Below are 20,541 nucleotides of genomic sequence, written 5' to 3' on the forward strand. Positions count from 1 at the left end.
AGTGAGTTGTGAAAGGTTCACTGCCTCGGTACAACTAAAACCAGTCTTGTGCTGTGGATGACTGTTCTCTTTACTGCCATTTTTATGCAGTATCTGAATTGGCTGTGTCGGATAAGCGCGAACAGTTTGAACAGCTAATGATCGCGCAAATATTTGAGAAACACCTGCACAGCCTCAACACGTCTGTTTCTGCACTGGATATGAAAATGCAAACCAGCGCCAATAACGCCATCCTCCAAGTGCTGGGTGTAGCGGACGGCCCTAGGTGAATCACCTTGTACTTCTAGCGCTGGGTGCCCGAGGCCAGAGGGACATTCTGGTCGCACGCCTCTTTAAGATATATAGGTGCTAAGGGTAGTCAACTTGCGGAACGTATTAACACCCGAACTTGATATGGCAGTTCTACATGTGCTGGGTGATAGGCAATGTTCAATATACTTGCAGCCTTAGTTTGGTAAGTGAATGTACATGTAAATAGGTGGCATAAAGATATGGTTTGTTCTCGCCAAGATTATCTGGCGCCTTTGCCGATACCCACCGGAAAAAAACCGGTTGATGTTGTTGATATGGTTTGGCGTAATAATGATGTCTTTTTGGATATTGGTAATTTCAATTTGGGAGGGGGCGTCATGGTGATATGGTTTATGTCGCTGATGTTCTTGGTGATGGGGTATTACTCATGGAATGACAGCTTGTTTTATATGTTTGGAATAATGGTCATTGTAGTCATTGGTATTCCTGTCGTTGTATTTATATCTAATCTTCTACGTCCTACCCCTTTGCCCATTCGATTCAACCGTCAACGACGAGAAGTTTGCGTGCCCCGTGAAAATGGTGAGTATTGGATCGTACCTTGGGAGACAGTGACAGCTGCAGCCACGCAGCATACGTCGCTGAGTCAGGCTGGGCCGAATACGATGGGCTTACTGTTCATCGGTTTCGAAAATCCGGATGTGAAGGCGTCAGAAAAAAATAAGCATTTTATGTGGGGTTTTAATTGTGGCGGAAACGAATCGGCAAAGTCATTATGGGAATGTATTCGCAGTTATATGGAGGTCGGCCCTCACGTGCTGCCCCAAGTCAATAGTTTCGATGGTGGTCAAAACAATCTGCAAGGTCGTGGCCCTGTATGGGGTGCTTTCTACGAGCATGCCACTCGTTTATTCAAGCATGTACGTAAGGGTGAACTAGGACAGGCTCTGTTGTTAGTGCTGGGTATATTTCTGTTCGGTACGCCGCTTATCGCAATGCTGTATTCATGGAAACTTTCACCTCCCCCCGATCTTGATGATCCTGAAATCATTGAATGGTCCAAACCCCTTCCTCCCGATCAATGGGCAAAACGGTCCCCGGAACTTGAAATGGCCATTGCTCAGCGTGAAGCTGAATTGGGCATTCGCTCCTCTTAATCGTCTCGTGAGGAAGTGGGTTTTATGATATTCAGCCCCCAGACCAGGACGGCTAGTAGCAGGCAAATTAAGGCCAGTGGTAATGGGTGCCGCAAAGTAAGCAGGCTGACCGTCGTTCCAATAAAAGCTGCTAGCAACTGATGAATAAATCCGCACAGGGCCATTGAGTAAGGGCCGCTCACAGGCGAGTACTCGCAGGCTTTGGACAGGCTGATGGGGTAGTTCATGGCTTGGCCGAAAACGATGCCGCAGTAGGGCAGCCACAGTAGCAGCGCGCAAGAACGATTGGCCATTAATCCCATAAGCATTAATACACTGGCGAGCAGCATGATGCTTGTGGCAATGCGACTCAGTGTTTTTTGCCCATAGGTTAATACCCATCGGTTGATGCTTAGAGATCCCAGCAGATACGCCAGGCTTACCGCCCAGCCCAATGCCCCGTAATCATTGACGGACCAGTGATAGGTCGTTTGCAGTATTGAAGGGGCCGCGGTGCTGAAGCCCATTATGATCCCGTAACCCACGCCGCCCGTCAGTGCAGGGAAGAGGAAGGGGAGATGACGAATTATCATCACGTAATGACCCCAACTGCTGGGTATGCCATGGGCCTGCCGGGAGTCGGGTAAGTAGCGATACACCCACCCTATGTGCAAGATTGCACCTACCCCTAGTACCCAGAATGTCGCTGACCACCCCGCCGCACTTATTAAGAGTGCGCCCACGTACTGCCCTGTTCCCAATGAGAAGACGAACGCAATGGATAACCAAGAAAGTGCTTTGGCAAGTGCAGGGCCTTTGAAGTAGTGTGCCGTTAATGAGCGAGCGATGACCGACATACCACTTGCTCCGATCCCCTGAATCAACCTTGAGGTAATAAACGCTTCAATCTGTGTACACATCGCCAGCAATACACTGCATAGGCCAAATAGAGCTAATGACACTATTAAGATCTTTTTGAGGCCGAACATGGCCCCCCATTTTCCCCATATAAGCATCGGAACAGCCATGCCCACTAAATACGCGGGTAATGACAGTGACGTCAGGTGGCTACTGGTATTCATTGCCTGCGTAATGGCAGAGATGCCGGGTAAATACATCATCATGCCCAATTGCGCCAGGCATACGCTCAAGCAACACATGCCCATGAGCAGGACGCTATTGAAAGGTGTCATCAGTGTTGCTCTGAGGAGTATTAAGTCTGATGTGGTTTGCAGCGTTTATTAATAAACGCAGTCAATATATTCGTACGTGGAGTGATGCCGCACCCAGCACGCTTGGCCGACCCGGATAGCTACGTTGTCAAGGTTATATGATTCGCAGTAAGGCCCGCCGATGCACATAATTTTCCGGTGGTGATCAGAATGTAAAAATATGATGAGACTCGTTATTAAGCGTTTATCTGCCAAGCCCTATTCTCGATTTTTAATACTCGCCATGTCTGCGGTAGGGTGGAGGATTTTATGTAAGGGAATACCGAAATTCGGTATGAAGTGGACTACATAAAGGGTGCAGTGCAGGGCATTTCTGAAGTTTATATAGCCGAAGGCTCATTATTAATAAAAAAGAGGGTGCTGGAATAGCGTGTAGCGTGCCCTTGTGAATATCGCAGGTCAGGCTTGTATAAAACGTCAGCCATAAAAAAGCGGCTATCTTTCGATAGCCGCTTCGCTTGCCACTCGCTGTGTTACTTAATCGGCGAGTTTGAACGCGATGACATAGTCACCTTTTTTGGTGCCCAGGCCGCCGTGACCACCCGCCATGACCAGCACGTATTGTGTGCCGTCTTTGCCGGTGTAGGTCATTGGAGTGGTTTGGCCGCCAGCAGGCAGGCGACCTTCCCACAGCAACTTGCCGTTGCTTACATCGTAAGCACGCAGGTACTGGTCAAGGGTGCCGCTCAGGAAGGCTACGCCACCGGCGGTGGTGAATGTGCCACCCAAGCTTGGAACGCCCATCGACAGCGGGATTGGAACCGGCGAACTGTCACGCACGGTGCCGTTCTTGTGTTTCCAGATTACGTTGTTGTTGGTCAGGTCGACCGCCGCAACGTAGCCCCACGCCGGAGCCTGGCAAGGCAGGCCCAGTGGCGACAACAGAGGTTCCAGAATCACGCCGTAAGGCGAACCTTTGTTCGGTTGTACGCCCGAGGTTTCGCCTTTACGTGGGCCCATTGCAGCCACATCCGCCTGGGGTACCAGTTTGGAGGTGAAGGCCATGTAGCTTGGGTTCAGGAATGCAATCTGACGCACGGGGTCTACCGAGATGCCGCCCCAGTCAAACACGCCAAAGTTACCTGGATAAACGATCGAACCTTGCAAGGACGGCGGGGTGTACATGCCGTCATAACGCAGGGATTTGAAGTTGATACGGCACAGCATCTGGTCAAACGGAGTCACGCCCCACATGTCACGTTCGGTCAGTACCGGCGGGATCATGTTCAGCTCGGAGCGAGGCTGGGTTGGCGCGGTGTGGTCGCCTTCAACGGCTCCGCCCGGTGCTGGCACTTCGTGGATCGGTACGATGTCTTTACCGTTGCTACGGTCAAGCACGTAGATGCTGCCTTGCTTGGTGGACGCCAGCAGAGCCGGTTTAACACCGTCAGCCGTTTTAATGTCCATCAAGGTAGGTTGGCCACCTACGTCCATGTCCCACAGGTCATGGTGAGTAAGCGGACGGTACCAGCGGACTTTACCGGTGTTGATGTCCAGCGCAGTGATGCCAGCAGCGTAGCGCTCGGAATCTTCGGTACGGTTGCCGCCAAATTGGTCAGGCGTCTGGTTGCCCATCGGCAGATAGAGCATGCCGAGGTTTTCGTCGACGGCGAACATCGACCACATGTTAGGCGAGTTGCGGGTGTAGGTTTCGCCTTCGGCAATCGGCGCCGTGGCGTCCGGGTTGCCGCTGTCCCAATTCCACACCAGCTTACCGGTACGTACGTCGTACGCCCGGATCACGCCCGATGGCTCATCGGTAGAAATGTTGTCAGTAACGTGGCCGCCAATCACAACCAGATCTTTGGTCACGGCAGGGGGCGAGGTGGAGTAGTAGCCGCCTGGCGCGAAGCCACCCATGTTGTGGCGCAAGTCAACTGCGCCATTGTCACCGAAGTCTTCGCAGACTTTACCGGTGTCGGCGTTCAGCGCGATCAGACGCGTGTCAGCCGTCGGCAGAAACAGGCGACGTGGGCACGAGTTGCTCGACGTGGCAGCAGCAGGCTCGGCAGCGCTTTGCTCGGTGCTGGCCTTGGCGTAGGCGTTTTCGTCGTGATACGTCACGCCGCGGCAGGTCATGTGTGCCCAACCTTTGAAGTTAGCCGCGTTCTGCGTGCTGAGCTTCGGGTCGTAGCGCCAGATTTCCTTGCCGGTGTCTGGGTCAACAGCAATCACCTGACTGTGTGGGGTACACACGTACAGCATGCCGTTCACTTTCAGCGGGGTGTTCTCGGCAGTTGTTTCGCCCGGATCGCCTTCGCCAGGAATGTCACCGGTACGAAATGTCCAGGCTGGAACCAGCTTGTGGGCATTTTCTGGAGTGATTTCTTTCAGTGGTGAGTAACGGTCACCGTAGGCGGTACGCCCGTAGGACTGCCAGTCACCCTCCGGCATGGCCGGTGCGGTGTTGGTCATGCCGGGAACTGCATCACGGTCCAGTTGACCCTTGATTTCACCAGGGCTGGTGAACTGGCTGGCCAGTGCAGCCAGGCCTGCCAGTACGACGGCCACGCTCAGTGCGCCAGTCGCCACCGGGGCCGATTGGCCACGCAACAGTGGGCGACGCAACCATGGCAGCAGCAATACGATACCGATCGCAAACCACAGGGCCAGGCGCGGTACCAGTTGCCACCAGTCCAGGCCCACTTCGATCAGTGCCCACACGGTGCTGGCGAACAGCACCACGGCGTACAAGCCCAGCGCGGCGCGACGCCCGGCCATCAGCAGTGCGCCTGACAGGCCAAAACCGATACCGGCCAGCAGGTAGTACATCGACCCGCCCAGCGTGACCAGTTTGATACCCCCGACCAGCATGGCCAGGCCCATTAGCAGCAGCAAGATACCGAGCAACGTCGGTAACAGGCGGCTACGACTTGAAGCACCTTCAGTGCTCATAGTGTGGTTCTCCGTTACGTTGATAGTGTTCCCGCATGGGCCGTGGAACACGGCGCGACGCGGGGCGATTCAGTAAAGTCAGTCCTTGTGAGTCAGCTTCAAGCTTCATGCTCGTCGCGGTCGTTCGTGCAGGGATCAGAACGAACTTTGAATCTTCAAACCGCCGATCAGCGCGTCATCCAGTTGGTTGACGCCGCCCGGATGGCGGATGTATTGCAGGTTCGGTCGCACGGTCAGCCAGTTAGTGACGTGCACGCCGTAATACAATTCGGCGCTGTATTCGGTGTCTTGCGGCGGCAGATAGCTGGCGTCGTCAAAGTCGTACACCGTGCGGGCCTGATTGGTCGCCTGAGCGTTTTTACGATAGGCCGGGTTGACGTGAACCCTGGCCACGGCAAAGCCGATGTCGTCTTTGGCCCGTGCATCGAACACGCCTTTGTAGACGATGCCCGCCTGCACATAGTTATCGATGGGGTTGGTTTTCTTGTCGTGAACGGTGGCGTTGGCGAACACACTCAAGCCCCTCGACTGATCGCTGGCGCGGCGGGTCAGTTGCTGTTGCACACCCAGCCACATGCCGTGCTTGCTCGAACTGCTGCGATAAGCTTCGCCGCTCAAGGCTGCGGCCTGACCATTGGCATCTTTGTAAACATCGGTTGCCTTGGCACTGCTGTAGTAGTACCCCGCACGATACTCCCCTGGCAGCCCGTTGATTTTTGGCGTCCACACCAGTTCAACCGGCAACACGGCACCTTGGGTGCCACTGCCGCTGAGTTTGAAACCATTGCCACGGTCCAGGTTGGACGGGTTTTGCTCGTAGGCACCGACCTGAGCATACAGCTCAGGGGTGAGGTGGTATTTGACGCGCAACGCCCATTGGCTGACCGGCCAGTTGTACCAAATGCTCCCAGCCCAGTTACCGACCTGCGAACCGCAGAACGCCAGGTTCTGGAAGTCGCACGGGAAGCTGTTGAAGTCTTCGCCCTGACCAAAGCGGCCGACTTTGATGTCGAGCTTCTGATCAAAGAATTTCTGTTGGTACCACATCTGCGTCAGGCGGGTGGTCTGGCCACGGCCCCAGACTTCTTGCGCCGAGGTGAAGCCCCCCACGCGCGGGTCGTTGATGCGATCGTTGCTGATGTTGTTACCGCTGCGATGGGTGATCGTCAGCTTAAACTCGGCATCTTCCCAGCCCAGAATCTTTTGCAAATCCAAGTGCGTGCCCAGGCCGAACTGATCGCTGTAGCGCGCCGTACGGTCGTGGTCATAGCCGCCATGCAGGTTGGAACCCACCTCGCCGACATAGTCGAGGGAGAAGGCGTAGCCTTTTTGCTCCAGCTCGCTACGCGTGCCGTTCCAGTCCCCAAACATCCATTTGGAATCGCTGTCGAACGCCGGGGTTGCCTGCACGCAGGTGGCCAGGCCGAAAGCAGTAAGGCCGCCCATCAGGCTCAGGGCTTTTTGCCCGGCCATAGGAAGCAGCGCACTGTGTTTGCGCAAAATCAGAAATGTGGACATAGGTCGAGGTAGTGAGTCTTTATAGGTATGGCTGTGGCAGTGGTAGCGCTGTCTTGTAAAGATCGGCGCGCACCCTTGAAGATTTGGAGGCGCCGTGAATCGGTTCAGCCTCTAAGAATGGAATGATAAAGCGCTGTAACCTTTTGAAACAGCACTTTAAATGACATGGATCATTTCGGATTTGGTAACAGTGTGCTGCGACCGATCGTCTCAGGCTGTTTCGGCCAGCATTTGCTGGAGTTCGTCCGAAATAATGGCCAGTGCGTCATGCTGTAAAAAATCTTCGGCGATCTCCTTTGCACGGAGGCGATAAGAGGCTTGAGTGATGATTTTTTGCACGGCGTGCGCAATTGCCTGCTCAGAGGGGTAGCTGGAGTTGAGGTTAATGCCGCACCCCGCCCATACCACTCGCGTAGAAGTTTCGGCTTTGTCTTCGCCGGTGCCCGCGATCAGCACCGGTACGCCATAGCCCAATGCGCTGTTGATCGAGCCATAGCCGCCGTTGGTGATAAATACGCTGGCGTGTGGCAGCACCTGTTCATACACCACAAAGTCGGTAACGCGCAGGTTGTCGGCCGTGGGGATCAGGGACGGGTCGATGCCCCGGCCGCCGGTAAGCGCCAGCACTTTGACAGGTAAGCCTGCCAGCGCGCGCAAGGTAGGCAGCAGCAGTTGATTGAGGTCGGCATTGGCCACCGTCCCCTGCGTCACGATCACCAGCGGACGTCCATCCTCCTCGATGAATGGATCTTTGACGGCGTTTCTGGAAGTTGGAGGATTGCGCAGCGGGCCGACAAATCTCAAGTGTTGTGGCAGGTCATCGCGCGCATATTCAAACGCTTGGGTCGACAACTGGCAGAAGCGTTCCACGTCGTTGATCAGCGTATCGCTGAGTGCCTCACGCAATGTGGGGTGCCCGTGCTGGATGAGTGTTTGATTGAAGTAGTCATGAACCTCTTCGATAAGTCGCTGATGCTCGCTGATAACCAGCGACTCTCGCGTGAAGTCCATTGGCAGTACGGCGGGCGGTATGCGCGGGCCAAAGAAGATCGAGTCCCGCGAGCTGAGACCTAGCGGCGTTTCACCGATGCACATCACTGGGGGGCGGGAGGCGACAGGACCCAGCAGTAACGGCAGGGCGCCATAAAACACGCTTTCAATGATCAGTGCGTCGGGTTTGAAGTCTTGAATCAGTTGACGCAATTGCAGATCTTGCAGTGGCATGGCATCGGCAAAAAAATTCCTCAGGGCCAGAGCTGTTTGCTCCGGGCCTGGAGGTAGCAACGCGCGTTGCGGAAAAAGACGGTCTACGTGCCGGTAATCGAAGTCGATGTTTTCGTTGAATTCGAAAAACTCGGCGCCAATCTGTTCACCCTGCTGGCGGAACAGTTTGCCGGTCAGTACCCCCAGCTCATGGCCTTGGCCTATCAAGTGTTCAGCGATTTTAAGCAGCGGTAAAACATGCCCTGGGCTGGCGGTGCAAGCCATCAGAAGACGTGCCATGTCGAAGTCCTTTCGATGTGTTCATCAATGTGTAAAACCGTGATATCTGGCCGCTACCCGGGTGCGCAGTTGGCGCACACGGGCAGCGGTCCCAGGTCAGGCGCCGGGCTGTAAAGCGGTGTTGTGGCAGAGGGGATCGGCGTGGATGTGTACCCGCTGCAAGTGTCGTGCAGAGCGTGCGGTAAATGCCTCGCGGCCGTGCAGCAGCGAGAAGTTGTCGGCAATCACCACGTCGTTTTGTTGCCAGGCATGGCCGTAGTAGAAGCGCGGGTCATGCAGCCGGGCCTGTAGGTCCTGTTCAAACGCCCGCACCTGGTCCGGCTCGATACCGTGGTACTGCAACGCATGGCGATTGAGAAAGCGCTCGTCCTCCTGAGCCGGTTCGTTGTAACGCAGCACCGGCTTGCCAGTGCGCGGGTGCTCAACCAGCAACGAGGAGCACACTTGGCCGCCGTAATGCACCACTTGACGAATACGGTAAGTGACACTGACGTCACGCCAGCGCTCAATCACTTCCTGCGGGGTATGGGCCAACAGCGCCTCAGTATCGAGAAAGGTCGTACGGCCACCTTCATCCTCTGCTGGGGCATGCAGGCAATTGAACAGTTGAAATTCAGGAATGGTCGGCTTGTACATACCGTCCCAGTGCAAGGGCACGCCGCTGTGATCAAAAATATGATCGGTGGCGTCCGGGTGCTCCTTGACGTCAAGCACCGCGCCAAAGGGCCACATCTTGATCGCTCCCCACTGCTCGGCAAAGCGGGTGAAACTCGGTGAATCGACGAAGGTCGGTGCAAACCCGCGCAGTATCAGCAAGTGATGCTCGCGTGCCAGAGCGATGAGCTGGCTGACATCCAGTTGCTCGACCGTTTGCCCGTTGCAGGCAGGCGTGATCATCAGGCCAAAAGGCGAATGTGCACTGACGTTAAAAACAGGTGTGTTTTGCATCACTGTTTACCGTATGAGACTGCGAAAATTCAGAAGCATCCGTGCTTATCATGCGCATTCGGCTGACTTGCGCGAGTCGAGCGAGTAGTGGCTGTGGTTGCCATCGACCCACACCGGCTGGGCATTCAGCTCCATGGCTTCGGTTTTTCTCATCAGCACAAAGGTGCCGTCCACATCCACGGCTGTGCCATGCCAGGGCGTCAACCAGTCATCCTTGGTGGGCAGCATATGAATGCCCATTTTTAAACTCGACGTAGGTTGCGGGTGGATCGACAGGCGAATGGCATCCGGGAAACACTGCGCCAGCAGGTTGCCCCAGGCCCAACTGCTTTGAATCACACCATAAGCGCGTTGGCGGGCGTCACGTTGCAGCGCTGTTTTTGAGCCCTGGTAATCCGGCGTTAAACCGTCCTCAAACATGAACCGGGTGATGGCGCGGTACAGGCGGGTGCCGTCCTCGTCGTTGATCAGGTGCTCGCGAATGTCTTGCAGCGGGTCGGCGTAGCCTTCCAGCAACGTGCTGCGCAGCACATCGTAGTCATCGGTCAAGGCCGCGAACTCTTCGATATCACCCAGGTTCAGTACGTCCAGGTGTGACAGCTGTTCATCCTTGATCAGCGCTTTGATCTTGTTCTGGTAGGTGTTGATCGTGGCGTCACTGACGTTGATCAAGTCAGAAAATACATGGCCATCCGAGCAAATGGTCAGGCGTGCGCCGGGTGCGTAGTGGCTCTTAATGTTTTCGCACAATGAATTGAGAAACGTCAGGGCAAGTTTTTCAGCCATGTCCGGGACAGCACCCAGCACTTTATTGGGGTTCGGGGACTTGGCCGGGAAGGCTGGCAAGATGAAGTGAATGGGCAGGTTGGCGCTGATAAAGGTCTGAATGCGCGGCAATTGGGTGACGGTAACGATGTCGTTTTCGAGGGAAATATCTTGATCGCTGCCTGAGAAACGACGGCGGTAATGCAGTATTTCATTGAGGATGTGTGAGGCGGTGGTGCTACAGCTTCCGTGCATAACGACTCCAAGTTCTCTGTGGGATAAATCTATTTACAAGGTGAGAACGGAGAAAGAGCGTAGCGATAAAGCGAAATGTTGCTTTTATTTAGTCTCGCATTAGTGGCAAACAGCCTGTTCTAGAGCCTCCGATGGCGCCGCGCAGAGGGGCTGCGCGACGCTCAGTGCAGGTGCGCAGGTTTAGAAGGTGGTGCGTAAACCGACCTCAATGCCACGCCCGGGCGCAGGCGCTATGTCGCGCAGAATTGAGCTGGCGTAACGCACGGTCTGATTGGTCAGGTTCTGGCCTTTGACGAAGGCCAGCCATTGGCTGCTGCCCACTTCAAAGTGATAGCCGGCGCTGGCGCCTAAGGTGGTGTAACCATCAGTGCCCGACTCATTGCGCGGTACGCGCCCTTGATGACTGGCGTGTTCGATGTCCACCCGTGCCTGCCAGCGATCCAGTTCCCACAGCAGGCCACTGCTCAAGCGCAGTGGTGCAATACGAGGCAACGCTTCGCCCGTGTCGAGGTTGGTGGCTCGGGTGTAGTCACCTGACAGTTCCAGCGCGAATTTGCCGTAGGCACTTTCACCAAGTTTCCAGTGATCTTTCGCTTCAAAGCCGGTGAAACGTGCGCGTACTCCGGAGTAGGTGTACTCCGGGATACCATCGGCGTCGGGTTCACCTTCGTCATTCAACATACGACCTGAGCCGAGTAAGCCGATGTAATTGGAAAAGTGGCTGTAGAACACGCCGACACTGCCCGTGTGGGTGCCGTTATCGAAACGCAGGGCCAGGTCGCTGGAGACGGCTTTTTCTTTTGACAGGTTTGCGTTGCCAACTTCATAAGTGCCGGTCGCAACGTGCGCGCCGTTGGCGTACAGCTCATAAAACGTAGGGGCGCGCTCGGTGTAGCCCAGGGTGGCAGCCAACGACCAAATCGGAGTCAGGGTGAAGACTGCACCCGACGACACGCTGCCTGCGGTGAAGCTTTTAGAGCGATCAGCCGCTGAAAAGCGCTCGTTACCCTTGGCATCCGGGTCGACCACGGTGTGCTCCAGACGAGCGCCCAGACTGAGCTTCAAGCGTTCGGTGGCTTGCAGTTCTTCGAGGATGAACAGGGCGCCACTGTTGGTGTCGGTGTGCGGTACGAACGCTTCTTCGCCTAAGGCAGAAAACTCGTTGCGGTTGACCTGAGCACCCACCACACCATTCAGCGGGCCCAAGGGCACGTGCCGCGCTTCAACACGGGCTTCGTAGCCTTTGTTCTTGAACGTGGTGCCGACCTCGCCGCCTTCGATTTCGCGGTGTTCATAGTCGGTGTAACCGGCGTTGAATTTCAGCGAGCTGAAGGGGCCTTGCAGGTTGCGCAATTGGGAGGCAAACGCGTAATGATCCTGCTTCATGCGAATACGCACGTCTTGTTCGGCGGGTGAGCCGTAATTGGCGTCGTAGTTGCTGTAGGACAGGCCGGCATAACCGTCGTCCCATGTGTAAGAACCTCCCACCGCGCCGCCGTCCTGACGGCCATTGCTGTTGCCCAAACGGCCTTTTTTATCGTCGCCGTCTTCACTTGCCGGTGCATGACGACTGCGCGCATCACCGGGGATTTTCAGGTCGTTAAACTCGCGGGCGTTGGCATCCAGGTGCAGGGCGAAAGTGCCATCGCCTGCTTCCAGCTTGCCTGCGCTACTGCGCGTGGTGTCTGCACCGCCGTAACGCAATTCTCCCGCACCCTGAATGCCCTCGATGGCCTCAGTCGGGATGCGATTGTCAAAGGTGTTGACCACGCCACCGATGGCATTGCCACCGTACAGCAAGGCGGCGGGGCCGCGCACAATTTCCACCCGTTCGACATTCACCGGGTCCAGCGGCACGGCGTGATCGTAAGACAGGGATGAGGCATCCAGCGCCCCGACGCCATTGCGCAGAATGCGAATGCGGTCACCGTCCAGACCACGAATAATCGGTCGGCTGGCTCCGGGCCCGAAGTAGGACGAGGACACACCCGGTTGCTTGTTCAGGGTTTCACCGAGGCTGCCTTGTTGTTGCAAGGTCAGGTCGTCACCCTCCAGGACGGTGGTCGGTGATGCCAACTGGCTGCTGCCAAGCGGGTTGCCGGTAATCACCTGGGGTTGCAGTTCAAGGGCATATACCGGGGAGGCAACGAGCAGGGCGGTAGCCAGTGGGGTCAGGCGTAGACGGCGAAGATGGCGTGGGAAGGCGGGGGACGACATTGCAAGTTCCTTGGAAGGGTTAGACGTAAAAGGCGCGCGAGATACGCTCTGATTGGAAAGCATTGGTTACAATATAACATCACTATTAAGGTAACCAAGGGGAACTTTCATCTCACCTCTCCAGTCACGGCTAAGCTGTGCGTGGCAAATGCACTTCCCCCTGAGCGAGTGCTCGGCTAAGGTGCGCGACTTTCTCTCTTTTGCTTTCTTAAGGCTCGGCATGACTGAACCCACTAACAACCCATTGCACGGTGTGACGCTGGAACAAATCCTTACGGCGCTGGTGGCGCATTACACGTGGGAAGGGCTGGCTGAGCGCATTGATATTCGCTGTTTCAAAAGCGACCCGAGCATTAAGTCGAGCCTGACGTTCTTGAGGAAAACGCCCTGGGCGCGGGAAAAAGTTGAAAAGCTGTATGTGAAATACGCCCGCACCAAGCGCGATATTTGATTCGCCGATGAACAATCCCCCGACGAGAGTGAGCGCCACCGCCACACGCACGCTGTGCACCCTGCTGGCGATGGTGGGATGGAGCGGGTTGGCGTTGCAGCTGGATCTGGTGTTGCTGGCCCGCTGGACATCAGGCGCTAGCGTGTTGGGGGGATTGGTGAACTACTTCAGTTTTTTCACCATTCTGACTAACACCCTGGCGGCGGTAGTTTTGACCTGCGAGGCAACGGGGCGTGAGTCAGGGGTCAGAAGGTTCTTCTTGCAGCCACGGATTAGCAGCGGTGTTTGCGTGAGCATCATTGTGGTGGGCGTTGCGTACAGTGTGCTGCTGCGTAATCTCTGGCAGCCCCAGGGTTTGCAGTGGCTGGCCAATGAAGTGCTGCATGACGTAATGCCAGTACTCTTCGCCCTGTATTGGTGGTTTTGCGTACCCAAAGGCGCGTTACGCATTCGGCACATCGGGTTATGGGCGCTGTACCCCATTTTGTATTTCGCCTACATCCTGTTACGCGGGCATCTGCTGGGTGTGTACCCGTATCCGTTTGTGGACGTCGAGAAGCTGGGGTATGCGCTGACATTTATCAATGCCAGCGCAATTTTGGCGGGGTTCATAACCGTGGCCGTCATTGTGGTGGGGCTGGACCGATGGAAGCGGCCTGCAACACCCGCTTAAACAGCAGATGACGGGGGGGGGCTGCACCCGATGTAGCCGCTGACGAGCAACGCGAGGCTGCGTGCGGGTGCGAAGCCGCCGTCAAACCTACCGGCTCGTACGCGGTCGATTAATCTTCGGCGCTGTCGTCCAGCCGCCAGTAGCCGACCGCTTTTACAAACTCGTCATTCAAACCATGGGTGTCGAGCAGCACACGACGCACCTTGCGCGCCAGTGCACTTTCGGTTGCCACCCATGCATACAACTCGCCCTCAGGCATCTTCAATTGTTCAACGGTCTTGAGCAGGTCTTCATTCGGCTGGTCGCGATGCACCCAGATCACTTCAACCCTTGCAGCGCTGTCAAAGGGTTGCTCTTCCCCTGCGTTTTCGATGTCTACCACGACCCGTGCACGGCGATTGGCGGGGAGCTCTTGCAGGCGTCGGGCGATGGCGGGGATGGCCGTTTCGTCGCCGATCAGCAGGTAGCTGTCGAAGATATCGGGAACCACCATTGAGCCACGCGGACCGCCAATGTGCAGGTACTGCCCCGGTGTGGCCTGGGCCGCCCAGGTAGAGGCAGGCCCGTCGCCATGCAGCACAAAGTCGATGTCCAGTTCTAGGGTGTGCAGGTCGTAGCGACGCGGGGTGTAGTCGCGCATCGCAGGCATGCTTTTGCTCTTCAACCCGGCACTGAGTTCCAGGCCTTCGAGTGCCGCCTGTTCTTCGGCGTTCTGCGGGAAGAACAACTTGACGTGGTCATCGCTGCCCAGGCTGATGAAGCCGGCCAACTCAGGTCCGCCTACGGTAATACGGCGCATGCGGGGTGTCAGGTCGGTCACCCGGAGCACCTCAAGTTTGCGGCGTTTTATTTCATGCATGACCCGGTGAATGGTCTGGGGGGCGATGGCATTCATTCAGCGTTCTCCTGCGATGACAGTGCAGTGACAGGGCCATCGACAATGGCTTTGGCGGTGTTGTTGAGCAGGTCGCGAACGCGCAGGATTTCTTCCGGGTTCCAGCGGCCATGGTGCATTTGTAACGCGTGCCGCAAGTTGTGCACGGCTTCGTGGATTTCAGCCGGTCGGTCGTGACCGCGCAGCGAGCGCTTGCTTACATCAATGCGCATGCGCACGCCTTCCAGCGCGATGGTTTGCTCGGCCAGTGACTGACGACCGGCGTCGGTGACGGTATAGCGTTTTTTACCGCCTTCGGTATCGCCGGCGATCATTTCGCTTTCTTCAAGGAAGGTCAGGGTCGGGTAGATCACGCCGGGGCTGGGGCTATAGGCGCCGTCGAACAGCGTTTCGATTTGGCGGATCAAGTCGTAACCGTGACAAGGCTGGTCGGCGATAAGCGCCAGCAGCAGTAATTTCAAATCGCCAGGGGCGAATACCCGTGGGCCGCGGCCTGCGCGTTCGCGGCCGGGACGTTTCTCAAAACCGTCGGGATCAACACCGTGCTCGCGGTGATGAGGATGATGATGTTCTCTCATTTCTCTTCGCTCTCTGTAAAAGTCAGATACAACTTAAGATATATCTTAAGCCTGTTCAAGCAGAGGCGATGAACGGTAATTATTCTCATGTGCTGATCGACGCTAGAGACTGTAGCGACCGGCCCAGCATCCCATGCGTAAAACCTGCCGTTGACGAGCAATACCAGGCTGCACGTCCAGCGGCACCCCAGTAGTGATCGGGTAAATGATCGCTTTGCAATCGAACCTAGACTCGGCAAGGGCTACGCCAACCTCGGCAGTTTCACAAGCCGCTGAAGAGCCGCGCCGCAGTGCCGGGTTTATGGATGATTACAACTGGGCGGTAGGCGGATGGCACAAGGTGTGAGTGGCGGGTTGAAGGTACGGCGTGAGGATCGGGGCCATGCCCTTGAGGACTTGCACTGGCAGGGCGGAGGTGAATTTGAAGGCTTCGGCCGAGCGTCCAGGGACAAACGCAGTCAGGGTGCCAAAGTGGTGTTCGCCGATGTAAAACACGAAAGTTGCCGTGCGATTGATCGACTTGGAACTGAGGATGCGTCCGCCCGCTCCCATGGCTTCGATGCGGTTATCACCGGTCCCGGTTTTGCCGCCCATGGCCAGTATGCTGCCGTCGGTTTGTTTGAAGCTGCCCGAAACCCTGCGCGCAGTACCGGCGTCCACTACGTTTGAAAGGGCTTCACGCAGGGCCGTGGCCACTTCGCTCGGCATCACCCGTTCGCCTTTGTCGGGGTCGTTGATCAGGCGGGTTTCATAAGGCGTATCGGCGGCGAAATGCAGGGTATCAATGCGTAACACCGGCAAACGCACGCCATCGTTAAGGATGATGCCCATCAACTCTGACAACGCTGCCGGACGATCCCCCGAGCTGCCCAAGGCCGTGGCCAGTGATGGCACCAGGTGGTCAAACTGGTAGCCGACCTTTTGCCAGCGCTGATGAATATCGAGGAATGCTTCGATTTCCAACATGGTACGAATCCGGCTATCACGAGCACTTTTGTGTCGGCTTTTAAACAACCAGCTGTAAACCTCCTGACGTTCGAATTGGCTTGCCGCTACGGCTTGCTGGAAGGTGGACTGCGGATTGTTCAGTAAATACCCCATCAGCCACAGATCCAGCGGATGGACTTTGGCGATGTAACCTTGGTCAGGCAGGTCATAGGCGCCAGGGCCGTAGCTTTGGTAAAGCTTGAGGAGGCGATCGTCGGTGATCTTGTCGCTGCGCAGGTGTGAGCGCACGAAACTGTTAAAGGTGGCCTGGTCAGCATGCGGGAACAGATAGCGGTGCACCGCGGACATGCGAATGGCGGTGGGGTGCATGCTGTCCAGAAAGGTGTCGAGGCGCGCCTGGGTGTCTTTACCTTTGTATTTTTTCCAGAACTTGAGCATGTAGGTGGTGCCTTCGCGATCGGCGAAACGGCTCAAGTATTCTTGACGACGCGGATTGAGGTCGTCTTTGAGCAGTTCGGCGCTGTTGCTTGGCGCCTGATACGTGGTGTAACGCACCACATCGCGCATCAGCCTAACGAAGGGCAGGTTGATAGACTCGCGGATGGCCTCGCGCAGGGTCGGGTTGCGGCCATTGTCCTGATTGCGGAAGTTGTGAAAGTGATGCATGCCGCCACCGGTGAAGAAGCTTTCGCCGGGGCTTGCGGAGTATTGGCGGTTGAGCGCGGCATCGAGCATGTTCGCCAGGCTGGCGCCGGGGTCCCGGATCAGGTAATCCAGCGCCCAGCGGCTCAAGCGGTCCTGGTCATTGATCTGGACTTTCTTCAAGTTGGCGCTGGACTGAGCGCCGTAGCGATCATGCAGCTCGGCCATGATTTGCAGGTAAGTGGTCATGACCCGCAGTTTGGCGGTCGAGCCCAGCTCTAGTTTGCTGCCTTCGTTAATGTCAAAAGGCTGATCGGTGCTGTCGGTCTGGACCCTGGCGCGGGCGCCATCGGGTGTCAGTTCAAACAAGGTGAAGCTGTAACGCACCTGCGCAGTGCTGGAGGGCGTCAGTAAACGTTCGCCGAGCAATCCCAGCTTGCCGGCAAAAGCGGGATCGGCCAGTTGACGCAGGTAGTGACTGACTTCGCGCTGCAAGTCGGCTTGCAATGTGCTGGTAGCGGACAGATCAAGGCGATCGAGGTCGTACAGCGGGCGCTTGAGCAGCGCCGAGAGACGGCCACGCGCCACGCTGATGCCTTTGTTGGTTTCGATGGGCTGTATCGTCGGCGCTGTATTCCAGTTGCGGTAGGTTACTTTGCTTGCCAGCGCCGCAGCCGTTAATGCGGGATCAATGACGTTGTTCTGCGCCAGCAGACGTATATGGCTGTCGGTCAATTGCGCCAATTCTTCGCGGCCTTTGGCCAAATAATGCGAAGGGCGGCGCTGGGCGATCATCAGCGACAGCACTTCTCGTAATGCCAGGCCGCGGGATGCAAGGCTTTGCGGGTCATTGGCAGTGCTGGCCAATTGTTGATTGACCTGATTGAAATCGGCGCCGTACCACACCCGTAATCCTTCAGCCATGCCGTGGACTTCACCATGCCCCGGCACCGCTGAGAGCGGCACGCTGTTGAGATAGTCTCGTACCACGGCCTGGCGGGCTTGCAGGGTATCAGGCCCATCCTGATAGGCCCGCACGCTGGCGGAGATCATCTGCCGCACTTTTTCACTGCCGGACAGCGTCAGGCCATCTGGCGAGTGACGGTATTTTTCGAGTTGCGTGGCCAAGGTGCTGCCCCCCGCTGATTGGCCAGGCATGTGCAGCACTTTTGCAACCTGCGACCACGCCGCCATGGCAAAACGCGGCCAATCCACGGCGGGGTTGGCCAACGGCTCCTTGGGGTCAAGCAGGTCGCGGTTTTCGATAAACAACAAGCTGTGCACCACCACTGGCGGAATACTGGCGAAGTTCGAATAGAGCTGTTGCGGGTAGTTGTACTGATAGAGCGGTGCGCCGGAGCAGTCAGTAATGGAAAGCCCAGCTTGAATTTTTTCTGAGTACGGTACGAAAAAACCTTTTTTGCTGTAGCTCAACAGCTCTGGCGAGAAGCGAGTTTGTTCAGCAATCACGTAATCACGTTTTAACAAGCGCGGCAAAAAGTCGCCCAAAGCGCTGTAGCCCAATCGCTTGTCAAAAGGTCCCGCACCGGGGTACAGCATCGAGTCGCTTGGACCTGCCTGCATCGAATAACTCAGGGACGCGGCAAAGCGACTGAACTCACGCGCCTGAAGGGCGGAGGTGCGTACTTCTTTGACGACCATCAGGCTGATTGCGGCCAGGCCTGCGAGTGACAAAACGCTCACCAAAATCCAGCCATAGCGCCGTCCGCCGGGCCTTTGCGGTGGGGGCAGCACATGCTCCACTGACGGTTTTGGCCCTGCGCTTTGATTGGAATTGGAATGCCACAGTGCGCCCATAATCGACCGATCCACATACGCATTTTGGCTGCGCTTATGTGAAGCGTAGACGTTGAGTGAGGCAGGCGAAAACTTTGTGCTGGCGCTGCAGAAATGCTTTTCCGACGGGTGATGCAGGCCCCGGCTGACGGGGCATGCGTCTGAAAGTGTAGGAATAGAGCCTTTAAAGTAGGTAAATACGTCCTAGGTAGGGGAATGACTGTGCACCAACGCTGTGCAATACTCGCCGCCGATCTCAGTAGGGCATTTCCCTTTTGACCTGTCGACCCACAAGGTCAGGGCCGATCAAGAGGGGAGCCAGGTGACACGCCCGGCTTGATAGAACGCCCGATTGATGCCACATCCAATAACAATATGAGGTTGTACTTTTATGCCAGTCGGCAACCACCAGCCCCAAGGCGAAACCGCACAAGGCGGTCCGCTCAAGCGCGAACTGGGCGAACGTCATATTCGCTTGATGGCGCTCGGCGCCTGTATCGGCGTAGGCCTGTTCCTGGGTTCGGCCAAAGCAATTGAAATGGCAGGCCCTGCCATCATGCTGTCCTACATCATCGGTGGCCTGGCCATCCTGGTGATCATGCGCGCCCTCGGCGAAATGGCCGTGCACAATCCGGTAGCTGGCTCTTTCAGCCGCTACGCACAAGATTACCTTGGCCCATTGGCGGGCTTTTTGACGGGCTGGAACTACTGGTTCTTATGGCTGGTGACCTGTGTCGCGGAAATTACCGCCGTGGCGGTGTACATGGGGATCTGGTTTCCCGATGTACCGCGCTGGATCTGGGCGCTTGCTGCGCTGATCAGCATGGGGTCGATCAACCTGATCGCGGTCAAGGCTTTCGGTGAGTTTGAGTTCTGGTTTGCACTGATCAAAATCGTAACCATCATTGCGATGGTGCTCGGTGGCATTGGCATCATCGCGTTTGGTTTTGGTAACGATGGCGTTGCACTGGGTATTTCCAACCTTTGGGCCCACGGCGGTTTTCTGCCAAACGGCATCCAGGGTGTGTTGATGTCCCTGCAAATGGTGATGTTCGCCTACTTGGGCGTTGAAATGATCGGCCTGACCGCCGGTGAAGCCAAGAACCCGCAAAAGACCATTCCCAGTGCGATTGGCTCGGTGTTCTGGCGCATTCTGCTGTTCTACGTCGGCGCACTGTTTGTGATCCTGTCGATCTACCCGTGGAATGAGATCGGCACCCAAGGCAGCCCGTTTGTCATGACCTTTGAGCGTCTGGGCATTAAAACCGCGGCGGGCATCATTAACTTTGTGGTGATCACGGCCGCGCTGTCCTCATGCAACGGTGGCATTTTCAGTACCGGTCGTATGCTCTACAGCCTGGCGCAGAACGGTCAGGCGCCCGCCAACTTCGGCACCACCTCGAAAAATGGCGTGCCGCGTCAGGCATTGTTGCTGTCGATTGCAATGTTGCTGCTGGGCGTGGTCCTCAACTACCTGGCGCCCGAGAAAGTGTTTGTATGGGTGACGGCGATTGCCACTTTCGGTGCGATCTGGACCTGGTTGATGATCTTGCTGGCGCAACTGCGCTTTCGTAAAAATCTGAGCAAGGAAGAAGCGGCTGCCTTGAAGTACAAGATGTGGCTGTACCCGTACAGCTCGTATGCTGCACTGGCGTTCTTGTTCTTTGTGGTAGGGCTGATGGCTTACTTCGTTGAGACGCGAGTGGCTTTGTTTGTTGGCCCGGCGTTCTTGATCTTGCTGACGGTTCTGTTTTACGTGTTCAAGTTGCAGCCTAAGCACACGACCCCTGCAGTCGTAAGCTCGGCCTCATAAGCGCGTAATACAGTTGAGGCAGC

General features: G+C 56.3%; 14 protein-coding genes. 4 read left to right on the top strand and 10 right to left on the bottom strand.

Annotated features, from left to right (window positions below; all coding sequences use genetic code 11):
* Nucleotides 1-491 precede the first annotated feature (491 nt).
* The gene (locus ACP7A4_RS02270; RefSeq protein ID WP_426245354.1) at nt 492-1,409 is read left to right on the top strand and encodes a DUF6708 domain-containing protein; all 918 of its coding nucleotides are present in this window, start codon (nt 492-494) and stop codon (nt 1,407-1,409) included.
* Here ACP7A4_RS02270 and ACP7A4_RS02275 read toward each other — a convergent pair.
* The 7 genes from ACP7A4_RS02275 to ACP7A4_RS02305 all read right to left on the bottom strand — a co-directional run bounded on the left by ACP7A4_RS02275 (nt 1,406) and on the right by ACP7A4_RS02305 (nt 12,721).
* Nucleotides 1,406-2,581 carry an MFS transporter gene (locus ACP7A4_RS02275; RefSeq protein ID WP_426245356.1) on the bottom strand — a complete coding sequence of 392 codons (1,176 nt, stop codon included), beginning with the start codon at nt 2,579-2,581 and terminating at the stop codon, nt 1,406-1,408. The genes ACP7A4_RS02270 and ACP7A4_RS02275 overlap by 4 nt on opposite strands.
* A gap of 516 nt (nt 2,582-3,097) precedes the next feature.
* Nucleotides 3,098-5,515 carry a glucose/quinate/shikimate family membrane-bound PQQ-dependent dehydrogenase gene (locus tag ACP7A4_RS02280; RefSeq protein ID WP_048362644.1) on the bottom strand — a complete coding sequence of 806 codons (2,418 nt, stop codon included), beginning with the start codon at nt 5,513-5,515 and terminating at the stop codon, nt 3,098-3,100.
* Nucleotides 5,516-5,650: 135 nt separating this feature from the next.
* Nucleotides 5,651-7,033, bottom strand: a complete 1,383-nt coding sequence (locus ACP7A4_RS02285) for a carbohydrate porin (RefSeq protein WP_082706835.1) — start codon at nt 7,031-7,033, stop codon at nt 5,651-5,653.
* A gap of 210 nt (nt 7,034-7,243) precedes the next feature.
* Complete coding sequence (locus ACP7A4_RS02290; protein ID WP_426245358.1) at nt 7,244-8,536, bottom strand: glycosyltransferase; 1,293 nt, start codon at nt 8,534-8,536, stop codon at nt 7,244-7,246.
* 96 nt (nt 8,537-8,632) lie between these two features.
* On the bottom strand, nt 8,633-9,484 hold the full coding sequence (locus ACP7A4_RS02295; protein WP_426245360.1) for a TauD/TfdA dioxygenase family protein: 852 nt from the start codon (nt 9,482-9,484) through the stop codon (nt 8,633-8,635).
* Between the two features lie 48 nt (nt 9,485-9,532).
* Nucleotides 9,533-10,504, bottom strand: a complete 972-nt coding sequence (locus ACP7A4_RS02300; protein WP_426245362.1) for an L-tyrosine/L-tryptophan isonitrile synthase family protein — start codon at nt 10,502-10,504, stop codon at nt 9,533-9,535.
* A gap of 180 nt (nt 10,505-10,684) precedes the next feature.
* Nucleotides 10,685-12,721, bottom strand: coding sequence for a TonB-dependent receptor (locus ACP7A4_RS02305; RefSeq protein WP_426245364.1), 2,037 nt, complete (start codon nt 12,719-12,721; stop codon nt 10,685-10,687).
* Nucleotides 12,722-12,941: 220 nt separating this feature from the next.
* On the opposite strand from ACP7A4_RS02305, the gene ACP7A4_RS02310 reads away from it, so the two are divergent.
* Both ACP7A4_RS02310 and ACP7A4_RS02315 read left to right on the top strand, forming a co-directional pair.
* Entirely contained in the window at nt 12,942-13,172 is a 231-nt protein-coding gene (locus ACP7A4_RS02310; protein ID WP_048362649.1) for a VF530 family DNA-binding protein, read from the top strand.
* Between the two features lie 7 nt (nt 13,173-13,179).
* Nucleotides 13,180-13,845, top strand: coding sequence for a Pr6Pr family membrane protein (locus ACP7A4_RS02315; RefSeq protein ID WP_059764949.1), 666 nt, complete (start codon nt 13,180-13,182; stop codon nt 13,843-13,845).
* A gap of 109 nt (nt 13,846-13,954) precedes the next feature.
* Here ACP7A4_RS02315 and ACP7A4_RS02320 read toward each other — a convergent pair whose 3' ends face one another.
* From ACP7A4_RS02320 to ACP7A4_RS02330, 3 genes are all read right to left on the bottom strand, one after another.
* Nucleotides 13,955-14,740: a siderophore-interacting protein gene (locus ACP7A4_RS02320; protein WP_426245366.1), complete on the bottom strand. Its 786-nt coding sequence runs from the start codon at nt 14,738-14,740 to the stop codon at nt 13,955-13,957.
* Complete coding sequence (locus tag ACP7A4_RS02325; protein ID WP_059764945.1) at nt 14,737-15,318, bottom strand: PadR family transcriptional regulator; 582 nt, start codon at nt 15,316-15,318, stop codon at nt 14,737-14,739. Before ACP7A4_RS02325 ends, ACP7A4_RS02320 begins: the two co-directional genes overlap by 4 nt.
* 309 nt (nt 15,319-15,627) lie before the next feature.
* Nucleotides 15,628-18,726, bottom strand: a complete 3,099-nt coding sequence (locus ACP7A4_RS02330; protein ID WP_426245368.1) for a transglycosylase domain-containing protein — start codon at nt 18,724-18,726, stop codon at nt 15,628-15,630.
* A 370-nt stretch (nt 18,727-19,096) separates the two neighbouring features.
* Between ACP7A4_RS02330 and ACP7A4_RS02335 the strand changes: the two genes are divergently transcribed.
* The gene (locus ACP7A4_RS02335; RefSeq protein WP_048362654.1) at nt 19,097-20,518 is read left to right on the top strand and encodes an amino acid permease; all 1,422 of its coding nucleotides are present in this window, start codon (nt 19,097-19,099) and stop codon (nt 20,516-20,518) included.
* The last annotated feature ends 23 nt before the right edge of the window (nt 20,519-20,541 follow it).

This window comes from Pseudomonas sp. TWR3-1-1 (assembly GCF_049896545.1).
Lineage (GTDB): Bacteria > Pseudomonadota > Gammaproteobacteria > Pseudomonadales > Pseudomonadaceae > Aquipseudomonas > Aquipseudomonas weihenstephanensis.

Bases quoted from the DNA above. Each gene is read 5' to 3' on its own strand.
- ACP7A4_RS02270 (WP_426245354.1), top strand. From the start codon at position 492: ATGGTTTGTTCTCGCCAAGATTATCTGGCGCCTTTGCCGATACCCACC.
- ACP7A4_RS02275 (WP_426245356.1), bottom strand. From the start codon at position 2,581: ATGACACCTTTCAATAGCGTCCTGCTCATGGGCATGTGTTGCTTGAGC.
- ACP7A4_RS02280 (WP_048362644.1), bottom strand. From the start codon at position 5,515: ATGAGCACTGAAGGTGCTTCAAGTCGTAGCCGCCTGTTACCGACGTTG.
- ACP7A4_RS02285 (WP_082706835.1), bottom strand. From the start codon at position 7,033: ATGTCCACATTTCTGATTTTGCGCAAACACAGTGCGCTGCTTCCTATG.
- ACP7A4_RS02290 (WP_426245358.1), bottom strand. From the start codon at position 8,536: ATGGCACGTCTTCTGATGGCTTGCACCGCCAGCCCAGGGCATGTTTTA.
- ACP7A4_RS02295 (WP_426245360.1), bottom strand. From the start codon at position 9,484: ATGCAAAACACACCTGTTTTTAACGTCAGTGCACATTCGCCTTTTGGC.
- ACP7A4_RS02300 (WP_426245362.1), bottom strand. From the start codon at position 10,504: ATGCACGGAAGCTGTAGCACCACCGCCTCACACATCCTCAATGAAATA.
- ACP7A4_RS02305 (WP_426245364.1), bottom strand. From the start codon at position 12,721: ATGTCGTCCCCCGCCTTCCCACGCCATCTTCGCCGTCTACGCCTGACC.
- ACP7A4_RS02310 (WP_048362649.1), top strand. From the start codon at position 12,942: ATGACTGAACCCACTAACAACCCATTGCACGGTGTGACGCTGGAACAA.
- ACP7A4_RS02315 (WP_059764949.1), top strand. From the start codon at position 13,180: ATGAACAATCCCCCGACGAGAGTGAGCGCCACCGCCACACGCACGCTG.
- ACP7A4_RS02320 (WP_426245366.1), bottom strand. From the start codon at position 14,740: ATGAATGCCATCGCCCCCCAGACCATTCACCGGGTCATGCATGAAATA.
- ACP7A4_RS02325 (WP_059764945.1), bottom strand. From the start codon at position 15,318: ATGAGAGAACATCATCATCCTCATCACCGCGAGCACGGTGTTGATCCC.
- ACP7A4_RS02330 (WP_426245368.1), bottom strand. From the start codon at position 18,726: ATGGGCGCACTGTGGCATTCCAATTCCAATCAAAGCGCAGGGCCAAAA.
- ACP7A4_RS02335 (WP_048362654.1), top strand. From the start codon at position 19,097: ATGCCAGTCGGCAACCACCAGCCCCAAGGCGAAACCGCACAAGGCGGT.